Source organism: Roseovarius aquimarinus, from assembly GCF_043661195.1.
Classification (GTDB): Bacteria; Pseudomonadota; Alphaproteobacteria; order Rhodobacterales; family Rhodobacteraceae; genus Roseovarius; species Roseovarius aquimarinus.
Genome location: NZ_JBIHMM010000001.1, coordinates 1328856 through 1340194 on the forward strand (window position 1 = coordinate 1328856; position 11339 = coordinate 1340194).

13 protein-coding genes are annotated in these 11339 nt (G+C 66.8%); 1 reads left to right on the forward strand and 12 read right to left on the reverse strand.

Features of this window, described 5'->3' with window-relative positions:
* Positions 1-9: 9 nt before the first annotated feature.
* A complete protein-coding gene (phnF, locus tag ACGRVM_RS06355) occupies positions 10-720 on the forward strand; it encodes a phosphonate metabolism transcriptional regulator PhnF (protein WP_377167388.1) in 711 nt (236 codons plus the stop codon).
* An 8-nt stretch (positions 721-728) separates the two neighbouring features.
* On the opposite strand, the gene ACGRVM_RS06360 is transcribed toward phnF, so the two are convergent.
* The 12 genes from ACGRVM_RS06360 to ACGRVM_RS06415 all read right to left on the reverse strand — a co-directional run bounded on the left by ACGRVM_RS06360 (position 729) and on the right by ACGRVM_RS06415 (position 11233).
* Positions 729-1271 (reverse strand): MOSC domain-containing protein, encoded by a 543-nt coding sequence (locus ACGRVM_RS06360; protein ID WP_377167385.1) that lies wholly within the window; start codon positions 1269-1271, stop codon positions 729-731.
* Positions 1268-1873, reverse strand: a complete 606-nt coding sequence (locus ACGRVM_RS06365) for a DapH/DapD/GlmU-related protein (RefSeq protein ID WP_377167382.1) — start codon at positions 1871-1873, stop codon at positions 1268-1270. Before ACGRVM_RS06365 ends, ACGRVM_RS06360 begins: the two co-directional genes overlap by 4 nt.
* A complete protein-coding gene (gene phnE / locus ACGRVM_RS06370) occupies positions 1873-3186 on the reverse strand; it encodes a phosphonate ABC transporter, permease protein PhnE (RefSeq protein ID WP_377169972.1) in 1314 nt (437 codons plus the stop codon). The genes ACGRVM_RS06365 and phnE (ACGRVM_RS06370) overlap by 1 nt, the downstream gene beginning before the upstream one ends.
* A gap of 26 nt (positions 3187-3212) precedes the next feature.
* Positions 3213-4061, reverse strand: a complete 849-nt coding sequence (gene phnE / locus ACGRVM_RS06375; RefSeq protein WP_377167379.1) for a phosphonate ABC transporter, permease protein PhnE — start codon at positions 4059-4061, stop codon at positions 3213-3215.
* A 69-nt stretch (positions 4062-4130) separates the two neighbouring features.
* Positions 4131-5039, reverse strand: coding sequence for a phosphonate ABC transporter substrate-binding protein (phnD, locus tag ACGRVM_RS06380; protein ID WP_377167376.1), 909 nt, complete (start codon positions 5037-5039; stop codon positions 4131-4133).
* A 67-nt stretch (positions 5040-5106) separates the two neighbouring features.
* Positions 5107-5943, reverse strand: a complete 837-nt coding sequence (phnC, locus tag ACGRVM_RS06385) for a phosphonate ABC transporter ATP-binding protein (RefSeq protein WP_377167373.1) — start codon at positions 5941-5943, stop codon at positions 5107-5109.
* 107 nt (positions 5944-6050) lie between these two features.
* The gene (arsJ, locus tag ACGRVM_RS06390; protein WP_377167370.1) at positions 6051-7316 is read right to left on the reverse strand and encodes an organoarsenical effux MFS transporter ArsJ; all 1266 of its coding nucleotides are present in this window, start codon (positions 7314-7316) and stop codon (positions 6051-6053) included.
* Positions 7313-8311, reverse strand: a complete 999-nt coding sequence (locus ACGRVM_RS06395) for an ArsJ-associated glyceraldehyde-3-phosphate dehydrogenase (protein ID WP_377167367.1) — start codon at positions 8309-8311, stop codon at positions 7313-7315. The genes arsJ and ACGRVM_RS06395 overlap by 4 nt, the downstream gene beginning before the upstream one ends.
* Positions 8312-8318: 7 nt before the next feature.
* Positions 8319-9161, reverse strand: a complete 843-nt coding sequence (locus ACGRVM_RS06400; RefSeq protein ID WP_377167364.1) for an arsenate reductase/protein-tyrosine-phosphatase family protein — start codon at positions 9159-9161, stop codon at positions 8319-8321.
* 32 nt (positions 9162-9193) lie between these two features.
* The gene (locus tag ACGRVM_RS06405) at positions 9194-9835 is read right to left on the reverse strand and encodes a ferric reductase (RefSeq protein ID WP_377167361.1); all 642 of its coding nucleotides are present in this window, start codon (positions 9833-9835) and stop codon (positions 9194-9196) included.
* Between the two features lie 34 nt (positions 9836-9869).
* Positions 9870-10367, reverse strand: a complete 498-nt coding sequence (locus ACGRVM_RS06410) for a peptidase associated/transthyretin-like domain-containing protein (RefSeq protein WP_377167358.1) — start codon at positions 10365-10367, stop codon at positions 9870-9872.
* Between the two features lie 641 nt (positions 10368-11008).
* Positions 11009-11233, reverse strand: a complete 225-nt coding sequence (locus ACGRVM_RS06415) for a DUF1127 domain-containing protein (RefSeq protein ID WP_377167352.1) — start codon at positions 11231-11233, stop codon at positions 11009-11011.
* Positions 11234-11339: the final 106 nt, after the last annotated feature.

Consider the following 11339-nt stretch of genomic DNA (forward strand, 5'->3'; position numbering starts at 1 on the left):
GAAATTCTCGTGACAGACAAATCCTCCATCTGGCGCAGCATCGCCGATGCGCTCGAGGCCGATATCAGCGCCGGGCGCTATCCTATCGGTGCGCGCCTGCCTTCCGAGGCCGATCTCGCCGGGCGCTTCGGGGTCAACCGGCACACGGTGCGCCGCGCGCTCTCGGCGCTCGCCGACGCGGGGCGCGTACATGCGCGTCGGGGCGCCGGGGTCTTCGTGCGCGCTGCGCCAGCCGATTACCCGATCCGCTCGCGCGTGCGCTTCCATCAGGCGATGCGCGAGGCCGGACGCAGCCCGGAAAAGCGGATCCTTCAGCTCGAAACGCGGCCCGCCGACAGCCGCGAGCGCGCCGCGCTCGGCCTCGCGGACGGCGCCGAGGTTCATTCCTATCGAGGCGTGTCGCTGTCGGACGACAGCCCGCTCGCGCTTTTTCACAGCGTCTTTCCGGCCGAGCGCCTGCCCGCCCTGCCCGAGGCGCTGCGCGAGAGCGGATCGGTCACCGCCGCGCTCGCGGCGTGCGGCGTGCCCGATTTCACCCGCGCCAGCACGCGGCTGAGCGCCGAGATCGCGGACCCGGTGCAGGCCGGGCATCTGCACCTCAAGGCGGGCGACGCGCTTCTTCGGAGCGTGTCGATCAATATCGACGGGGCGGGCCTGCCCATCGAATACGGGCGCACCTGGTTCGCGGGCGATCGCATCACCCTCGTGGTGGACGGCTGAACGGCGGCTCAAACCCGCTCGAGCGCCTGATGCGGGCGCGCGGGCATGACGATCTGGATGTCATCGCCGCAGGAGACCGGGCCGCCCACCGTGACGACGGCCATGATGCCAGCGCGCCGCTCGAGCCCGCCATCCTTCCCGCGCCGCAGCACATGCGCCAGAAGGCCCGGCGAGAAATCGTCGATCTGGCTGCAGGGGTTGCGCAGGCCCGTCACGGTCAGCACGGCGAAGCGCCCGATATGCAGGTCCGTCCCGCGCGGCAGCGCGATGAGATCGATGCCCCGCGTGGTGATGTTCTCGCCCAGCGCGCCGGGCGCTACCGGGTGGCCGTGGGCGGCGACCTCGTCCAGAAGCTCGGCGGCCAGCAGATGGACCTGCCGCAGGTTGGGCTGGGCGGGATCGACGCGCACGCGGCTGCGATGCCGCACGAGCGCCCCGGCATGCGCGTCGCCCAGAACGCCCATGCCTTCGACCAGATCGATGCGGTCCTCGGGAAATTTGGAGAACCCGTGCACCGGACTGCGCGCGACGGAGACAACGCGCGCGCTCATTCGTATTTCTTGAGAAAGGCGGCGACGGGCATCTGCCGGAAATCCTCGAGCGCGAGGCGCAGCGCGTCGTGGCTCCAGTCCCACCAGCCGAGCGCGATGAGCCGTTCGGCGATCTCGGGCGGTTGGCGGTCGCGGATGGCGCGCGCGGGATTGCCCGCGACGATGCTGTAGGGCGCGACATCGCGCGTGACGACGGACCCCGCCCCGACCACCGCGCCGGTGCCGATGGTCACCTCGGGCCGGATCAGCGCGCCATGACCGATCCACGTGTCGTGACCGATGGTGACGCGACGGGCACGGCGGCGCTCGAAAAAGGCGGCCTCGTCCTCGGCATCCGGCCAATAGCTGGCCGCGCGGTACATGAAATGATGCAGGCTCGCGCGGTCCAGCGGATGGTCCGTCGCGCCGATGCGCGCCATGCTGGCGATATTGGCGAACTTGCCGATGCGCGCATTGGCGATGTCGCACAGGCGCATGCAATAGGAATAGTCGCCCATCTCGCTATGGTCCATCACCACCCCGTCGCCGATCTCGACGAAGCGGCCAAGCGTGCTGGCGGTGATGCGGCAATCGGCGCCGATGAGGGGATCGTCCCCCAGCATCACTTGGCGCCCTTGCCGTGGATGAGCCTCCGGCGCAGCCAGCCCGACAGCGTGTCCATCAGCATGACCATGAGCACGATCAGCACGATGTAATAGGTGACTTCCTCCCAATCCTTCTGGGTCTGGATCGCCTGCGTGAGCAGAAGGCCGATCCCGCCACCCGTGATCGCACCGATGATCGTGGCGCTGCGGGTGTTGGATTCGAGGAAATAGAGCACCTGGCTCAGCAGGACGGGCGTGATCTGCGGAATGACGCCGAAGCGCGCGCGCTGCATCGGCCCCGCCCCGGTCGAGCGGATGCCCTCGATCTGCTTGTCGTCCACGTTCTCGAGCGCCTCGGAGAAGATCTTGCCGAACGTGCCGCTGTCGGTGACGAGGATGGCCAGCGCGCCGGTCATCGGCCCCGGTCCGAAGGCGCGCGACAGGACCACCGTCCAGATCAACGCATCGACACCGCGCACGAAGTCGAAGAGACGGCGCACCGCGAAACGCACGGCCAGCAGCGGCGCGAAATTGCGCGCGGCGAGGAAGGCCGCCGGCAGCGCGATCAGCGCGGCGCCCGCCGTGCCCAGAAATGCCATGAGGATCGTCTCGCCGATGGCCCAGACCACGTCCTTATGGCGCCACATCGTGTTGTCCCAAAAATCCTGAACGACCCCGACGATGTTCGCGCGCTCGGGATCGACACGCGGGCCGGTCAGGAGAGAGACAAGGCCGTGACCGTAATAGGGCGAGTCGAGCGTGACCCAGAACAGCTCCCAGCCCATGAAGTAGCGGAAGACCTCGGTCTTGGTGCGCGTGATGGTGACGCGCCCGTCCGGCAGGGTGAGCGCGACGCGGCTGCGCGAGGCGTTGATCCAGTCCGGCACGGGCTGCGGAAGATCGGCCACGACCTCGCGCCCGTCGATGCGCGTGACGATGGGCGCAAAACCCGGCCCGGTGATGCGCGTGACCTCGTCCGGCAGGAATTCGACGATGCTGCCGCCGCCCAGCTCGACCATGGTTCCGGCATCACTGCGGCTGACCCATGCGGGGGACGTGCCTTCGGGATACTCGCCCTTCCGCTCGCCCTCGATCGCGATGGCGATCTCGCCCGAGCGGTTGTCGCGCGTCACATGCGTCTTGTGGCTGTAGCTGTCCGACAGCAGGATCGCCGCGTTGTCGAGCCGCGCCCGCTCGGCGATGCCGGCGATGTCGAAGGCGACGAAGATATAGGCGAAATAGGCGAGGATCACGGCCGGCACGGCCAGCGCCACGCGGCGCTTGCGGGCGAAGAGACGGTCCGCGGCGGCGTGAAGCTCGGCGGTGTCCATCTGCATCTCGGCGGTTTGCGCGGTGCTCATAGCGCGGCCCCCTTGGTCAGGCGATTGCGGTAGTGGCTCGACACCTGGTCGAAGAAGACGATGGTGAAGAAGAGCAGGATGAAGATTGCGGCGGCGGCGTCGAACTTGCCCTGCCCCCAGCTCATCGTGTTGCGCAGCTCATAGCCGATGCCGCCCGCCCCGACGAAACCGAGGATCGCGCTGGCACGGATGTTGATCTCGAAGCGCAGCAGCCCGTAGCTGAGCCAGTTGGGCGCGACCTGCGGCAAAACGCCGAGCCACATGCGCTGCACCCATGAGGCACCGGTCGAATGAAGGCCATCGACGGGGCCGAGCGCCGCGTTCTCGTTGACCTCCGAGAAAAGCTTGCCCAGAGCGCCCGCGGTATGCAGCGCAATGGCGATCATCGCGGGCACCGGACCGCCGCCCAGCACGAAGATCAGAACGAGGGCGATGACGATCTCGGGCACGGCGCGCAGGATGTCCATCAGGCGGCGGAAGACCGGAATGAGGCGCGGCCAGCGCGCGAGGCCCCGCGTCGACAGGAGCGACAGCACGATGGCCATGAGCGCGCCTATAAGGGTCGAGACGGCGGCGATGTTGATCGTCTCGATCAGCGCCGGCAGGTATTCGAGCAGAAGCGAGGGCAGATCGGCGCGCTTTTCCCATGCCTCCGACACGACGCCTGCGGGATAGTCGAGGATGTTCCAGAACCCCTCGAAGAAGCCGCCCGCGTTGCGCGCGTCCACGGTCTGGAACCCGGTGACCATGAGGAGGACGAAAACCGCCAGCGTGATCCCGCCATAGAGGCGGCGGCGCCGCACCTCCGACATGTAGGCCGCTTGCATCAAGGTGGTGTCGCTCATCGTGGTCCCCGCGTCGGATGGCAAAAAGCCCCGGCCAGCATGGGCCGGGGCTTCTCTCGTCAGGCTGGATCAGCCGTTGATCTCGGCCTTGCGCACTTCGATGATCGTCTCGTAGGCGTCATGCGTGATCGGGGTGAAGCCGGCGGTGTCGCCCGCCGCGACGCCGTAGGCGCAATCCGCGTCACGCTCCTTCAGGCCCTTGACCAGCTCGGTCATGGTGGTCTTCACGTCCTCGGGCAGCGCCGAGCGCAGCACGACGGGGCCTTCGGGGATCGGCTTGGAGCGCCAGATCTCGACCAGATCGTTCATGTCGACGAGGCCCGCATCGACGGCCTTGCGCAGCGCGCCGGAGTTGTAGCCGTCGGCCCATTCGCCCTGGCCGTCGGCCCAGGTCACGCCCGCGTCCACATCGCCGTTGTCGACGGCGACGATGGTCTGCTCGTGACCGCCGGTGAACTTGACCTCACCGAAGAAATCACCCGATTCCATGCTGGCGCCGGTCTGCTGCGGGATCTCGACGGAGGGGATCAGGTAGCCCGAGGTCGAGTTGGGATCGCCGAAGCCGAAGACCTTGCCCTTGGCATCCTCGAGCGAGGTGATGCCGCTGTCCTTGCGGGCGAAACCGATCGAGTGATAGGCGTAGGAGCCGTCGAGGTTGGTCTTGACCAGCACGGGCTCGACCACTTCGGCATCCTCGAGATAGACGGCCGCATAGGCGGATGCGCCCAGCCATGCCATGTCGATCGTGCCGCCCAGAAGGCCCTGGATGACGCCGTTGTAGTCGGCCGGCGCGAAAAGCTTGGTCTCGACACCGAGCGCTTCGGTCGTGTAATCCGCAAGGCACTGGTAGCTGTTCATGCGGTCCTGTGCGTTCTCGCCGCCGAGGATACCGATGCGGAATTCCTCGATCTTGTCCTGCGCGAAGGCGGGCGCGGTGAGCGCGGTGGTTGCAAGGGCGAGGGTCAGGAGAGTTTTCATGTCACGTTCCTTCGTGTTGAATGCGCCGCCTCGCGGCGGACGCGGGGTGGTTCGGTAAGGCGGGCCGTCAGACCAGCGCCTCGGCCTCGCGCAGGGCGCGGCGGGCCGCGCTCGGCGACGGCGTCTCGGGCTGGTCGATCGCGGTGGAGGTCGCGCTCTCGGAGAAATCGGCGCCGGCGCCATAGATCTCGCGGGCGGCATCGGTGCTCAGCTCGTCCGGGGAGCCGTCGAAGACGACGCGCCCGTCGCGCATGCCGATCACCCGGTCGCAATAGCGGCGCGCGGTATCGAGCGTGTGCAGGTTGCACATGATGGTGCGCCCGTCCTCGTCATGGATGGCGCGGAGCGTATCCATGACGATCTGCGCGTTCATAGGATCGAGGCTGGCGATGGGCTCGTCCGCGAGGATGATCTGCGGCTCCTGCATCAGCGCGCGCGCGATGGCCACCCGCTGCTGCTGACCGCCCGACAGCGCCTCGGCGCGCTTCGAGGCGTGCTGCGCGATCCCGAGACGGTCGAGAATGTCGATCGCGCGGTGAATGTCGGCCTGCGGGTAGAGGTTGAACATCGTGGCCAGCGTCGATTGGCGGTTCAGCGTGCCGTGAAGCACGTTGCTGACAACATCGAGGCGCGGAACGAGGTTGAACTGCTGGAAGATCATGGCGCAATCGGCCTGCCAGCGCAGCCGGGCCTTGCCGGTGAGGCCGGTCACCTCGGTGCCCTTGAACATGATGCGCCCGGAACTCGCGTCGGTCAGGCGGTTCAGCATCCGCAGCAGCGTCGATTTCCCGGCGCCGGAGCGGCCGATGATCCCGATCATCGCGGGACGCTCGAATGTCAGCGTGACGTCATCGACGGCCACATTCCCGCCGAACCGGCGCGTGAGTTTCTCGATCTGAAGCATATCACCCCCATGGTGCGTTGGGGGCGGGTCTAAGGATGGTTCGTGACGCGTAGGCGACGGTTAGGTGAAGAAATTGTAACGCCGCGCCCGAGGGGCGCGGCGCCGGGTCAGACCGGCGCGGGCGCGGGGTCCCCGGCGCTCAGCCGCGTCGCCGCGAGCCAGCTCAGTGCGATCAGGGCCGCCGCCGTGCCGAGGCAGAGCGCGAGGCCGCCGAGCTGATAGGTCAGCCCCGAAAGGAGCGTCCCGACAAGGCGCCCGGCGGCGTTGGCCATGTAGTAGAAGCCCACGTCGAGCGTGACGCGCCGCGCATCGGTGAAGCTGAGAATGAGATACGAATGAAGCGACGAATTGACGGCGAAGATCGCCCCGAAGATCAAAAGGCCCGCCACCACGGCGCCCGTCAGCGCGTCCGACGGCCCCGGCGCCGCCCAGACCAGCGCGGCGAGGGCGGTGGGCGCGATCAGCAATAGCGCCACCCAGCGCCGCGCCTGCCCCGTGAGCTCCGCGGCCGAGCGACCCCGCGCGCGCAGGATGCGCGGCGCCGCGGCCTGCACCGCACCGTAGAGGATGGTCCAGCCCGCCATGAAACTGCCGATCATGAAGAAGGCCGCGCGGTTGCCCGCCTCGCTTCCATCCGAGAGGACCGCGTAGAAATAGATCGGAATGCCGACGACGAACCACACGTCGCGCGCGCCGAAAAGGCAGAGCCGCGCCGCACTCAACCAGTTGATATTCGCGTTTTTCGAGAAGACTTCGGTGAATTTCGCGCCCTTGCGCCCCATCGGCAACCCCGCCGGCATGAAGAGAAGCGCGCCGACGAGGATGAGCGCCAGAAGCCCCGCCATGCCGAGCACCGAAGGCGTGAAACCGACAAGGCCCAGCAGCGCCGCGCCCAGAAGAAAGCCGAAGCCCTTGACCGCATTCTTCGATCCGGTCAGCACCGCGACCCAGCGAAAGAGCGCGCCGCCCTCCTCGGGGGCCAGCACCTTGACCGCGCTTTTCGCGCTCATCTTGGACAGATCCTTGGCCACCCCCGACGCGCCCTGCACCAGCATCACGAAGACGACCGAGGCCGCGACGGTCCAAGCGGGATCGAGCTGCGCCAGCGCGACGAGCGCCGCGACCTGAAGCGCCAGCCCCGCATAGAGCGTCGAGGCAAGCCCGAATCGCGCGGCGATCCAGCCGGCGGACAGGTTCGTCACGACGCCCGCGATCTCGTAGAGCACGAAGAGATAGGCAAGCTGCACCGGCGAGAAGCCGAGCGTGTGAAAATGCAAGAGGACCAGCATCCGCAAGGCGCCGTCGGTCAGCATGAAGGCCCAGTAGGCCGCCGTGACGGTGGCGTAGGCGGCGAAACCCGGAGCGCGCGTCACAGCTTGGCGCCCACCATCAGCGCCACATCGACCAGCCGGTGCGCATAGCCCATCTCGTTGTCATACCACGCATAGACCTTGAGCTGCGTGCCGTTGATCACCATCGTCGACGGCGCATCGACGATCCCGCTGCGCGTGTCGTTGGTATAGTCCGACGACACGAGTGGGCGCGTCTCATAGCCCAGAATGCCCTTGAGCGGGCCGTTCGCGGCGGCCTCGAAGAGCGCGTTGACTTCCTCGGCGCTCGTCTCGCGCGCCATCTCGAAGACGCAATCGGTGATCGACGCGTTCAGGAGCGGCGCGCGCACGGCATGGCCGTTCAGCTTGCCCTTGAGTTCGGGATAGATCAGCGTGATTGCCGTGGCCGAGCCGGTGGTCGTCGGGATGAGATTGGTGAGGGCCGAGCGCGCGCGCCGCAGGTCCTTGGCCGGGCGGTCCACGATCGTCTGAGTGTTGGTCACGTCATGGATCGTCGTGATCGAGCCGTGGCGGATGCCGATCCCCTCCATCAGCACCTTGACCACGGGCGCAAGGCAATTGGTGGTGCAGCTCGCGGCGGTGATGATGCGCTGCGTTTCGGCATCGTAGGTCTCCTGGTTGACGCCGTAGACGATATTGGCCGCGTTGCCGTCCTTCACGGGCGCCGAGACCACGACCTTCTTCACGCCCGCGTCGAAATAGGGGGCGAGCTTCGCCTCGGTCTTGAAGGCGCCGGTGCAGTCGATCACCACATCTACCCCATCGAGCGGCAGCGCCGACAGGTCGCGCTCCGAAATCACGGGAATGCGGCGCCCGTCGATGGTGATCGCACCCTCCTCGGCGGTGATCTCGGCATCCCAGTGCCCGTGAACCGAATCGAATTCGAGCAGGTGGGCATGCATCTGCGCGTCGCCCACCGCGTCGTTGAGAAAGGCGATATCCGCCCCGCGCTCGAGCAGGGGTTTCAGCACGAGCTTGCCGATGCGGCCGAGGCCGTTGATGGCGTAGGTGGTCATTGGGGGGTCATCCTTCGATTGCGGTGTCCATGCCGATCGCGTCGATGCGGCGTTGCAGGGCGGCCCGGCTCAGCTGGTCGAGCGGCAAGGCCGTGAAGGCGGCGATGCGGTTGCGCAGCGCGCCATAGGTCTGCTGAAAGGCGAGGCGCCGCTCGGCCTCGGTGCCGGTCGCGCGCACGGGATCGGGCAGACCCCAATGCCCCGAGACGGGCTGACCCGGCCAGGGCGGGCAATCCTCGTTCGCCGCGCGGTCGCAGACCGTGAAGACGAAATCCATCTGCGGCGCGCCGGGGGTCTGAAATTCCGTGACGTTCTTCGAGCGCAGCGGCGTGATGTCATGTCCCTTCATGTGCAACATCTCGACCGCGAAAGGATCGAGCATCGAGCGCGGCGCGGTGCCCGCCGAGTAGGCGTTGAAGCGGTCCGCGCCAAATTCGCGCAGGATGGTCTCGGCCATGATCGAGCGCGCGGAATTGCCCGAGCAGATGAAGAGCACGTTGAAGCGCGTGTCGCTGCGGGCATCTGCCTTGGGCTCCAATGCGTCCAAGGACGGCGGGCACAGGTCCGCGCGGCCCCGGCAGCAATCCTCGAAAAGCCCTGCGACGACGGCCCGCGCCGCGCCGAGATCCACGGAATAAAGAAGCCGCGTGCCGCTGCGCCGCTGCGCGATAAGACCCGCCTGCGTCAGCGCCGAGAGATAGACGGAGGCGGTGCTGGGCTTGAGCGCCAACACGTTCGCGATCTCGCCAGCAGGCAACGCATCCGGGCAGCGCCGCATGAGAAGGCGGAACACCGCCATCCGCTGAGGATGACTGAGACAGGCGAGACGATCTGTGAGTATATTTTCCATATTTCATGAAATACGGAAATATCAACGTTCGGTCAACCGGTTTTTTGACTTTCGTCCTGAACGTTGGCGCCACGCTGCGAACCCCTTCGCCAGACCCCGAGATCCGCGAAGGCGGCCACCGTCACCACGACGGCCAAAGCGCAGAGCGCGGCCTTCGATATGCTCTCCATTGTGCCGTCGATCAGCATGGCATGGGCCGCGCTCGCGCCGACGGTGAGGCCCGCCAGCGCCGCGTGGACTGGTCGCCAGACCCGGCGCTGCATGCCGAGGCGGCGGCGCAGCGCGACGAGTAGCGCCGCTGCAAGCGCAGCCCACATGGCGATTACGCCCCAGTCGGAAAAGGGCGTGGGCGAGCTGAAGGTGAGCGCGTCCACGACATCCGGCGGGCTCGTGAGCCAGAGCCCGCCCACATGCACCGCGATGGCGGCGATCAGAAGCGCGCCGACGATTCCATGCACCCGGCGCATCCTGTAACGCGAGAGTCCGGGAAGGTATCCGGCGGCCAGAAGCGGCTGGACGGCAAGCAGGCACATCGCGACCACGCCCGCGAAACCGGCGGCGATGTAGATGCCGCTGCGCCATTGCAAGAGCGGGCTGGTGAGCGATAGCCCCGCACTGACGGGGATCACGCAGACAGCAAGCACCCAGAGCGCATTGCGGAAGGCCGGTCTCACCGCCGCTCCGCCTCCTCGCTCGGGCGCGCCATGCTCAAACCGGTTTCAGAACGAAATGGGCTTCGAGGCTCGTCTCGGACGGGCTGGCCATGACGGGTCGCAGAAACACCGTCTCGAACGCATCGTCGTCATAGGCGAGATGGCCATGCGCCTGCCCGAAGGCCGGGACGATCTGCGGCATCTCGAGGCGGAAGACGCCGTTCTCGTCGGTCAGCGTGGCGCCGTGGCTTTGCGGATCGCGCTCATGCCCCTCGGTCGTGTGCGCCCAGATCTGGATGCGCTGGCCCGCGAGGGGCGCGCCGTCCCCGGCGCGGCGGACGGTGCCGCTCATCCAGAAGCCGCCGCCGCCGATCCGCTCGACGATGGGCGCGCCGGGGCGGTAGTTGTTCGCGCCGCCCGGCATCGTGGGCGTCGGCGCGACGGTCGCCGCGCGAAGGGGCGAGGCGAGACCGCCAAGCCCGGTGGCCAGAAGCGCGCCGCCCGTGGCGATCAGGCCGCGGCGCGTGAGTGAGGAATTGACGATTTTCGACATGAATGTTCCTCCAAAAGGGGTGTGCGCTGTCTGCTTGCGGATCGTACATACTCAAAATGACAGAGCCAGCGCACCGATCAAGCAATCCCACGCATTCGTGATGCTGCGCGACACGATCTCGGCAAAAGGCCGTCTCCCAAGTATTCGGGAGGGGCACGAGCAGTGATGTTTAGAGCGCTGCATTCAATGATGAAGTTGATTTAGGCCGGCACCCTCGGGAGGAGGTGAAGGTGCCGGCCCCTGCGCGGGCACGCCGTAGGCCTGCCTGCGCCATGCATGCCGACATCTCCGGGAGGAGGAGAAGACGCTGTCAGCACGTATGTTCAGCGGAGACGGCGGCCAATCGCCGCCCCGCAATTAATGGAGGGCGTCAGACCTGCGGGCCATCTTGCGTGAACAGGCTCGCGGCATATTGCGGGATCTCGGCACGGGTGATCCCGATGCGGGCCAGCTGCGTGTCATTCATCTGGTAAAGGATGGCTGTCACGCGACTAAGCTGCACGGCCTGAATGACAGACGCCGTTCGCTGCCAGACGCGTATCCCGGTTCGTGATGCGATTGCTCCGGCGGACTGGCCCCAAGCGGGCATGGGAAGACGGGGAAGGGCCGAGAGGCGGATCCCATGTGCGAATTCTCTGATGCTAGCGGCCATATGCTGTCTCCCATGCAAGGCGGGTAATGTGGCTGCGCGGAATGCCCAGCTCGGTGAGGTCTCGGTCGGAAAGGTTAGACAGCTCCTTACGGATACGAGTGAAAAGCCTGCGACGTTCGATGGCGATCTTCAAACCGCCTAATTTTTGATCGACGCGAGCGAAAGCGCCTCTCACTCCACCGCTGAAACTCGGAGATATGGTGGTGAATGCCATGATCACTCCTTCGATGTTGCCGCAGCGCGGAATAAATGCTGCAACGCAGAAGTAACCCGCGCTGATAGCGCTCACAACTGGGCGTTCGCGCATAGACGCTATGACG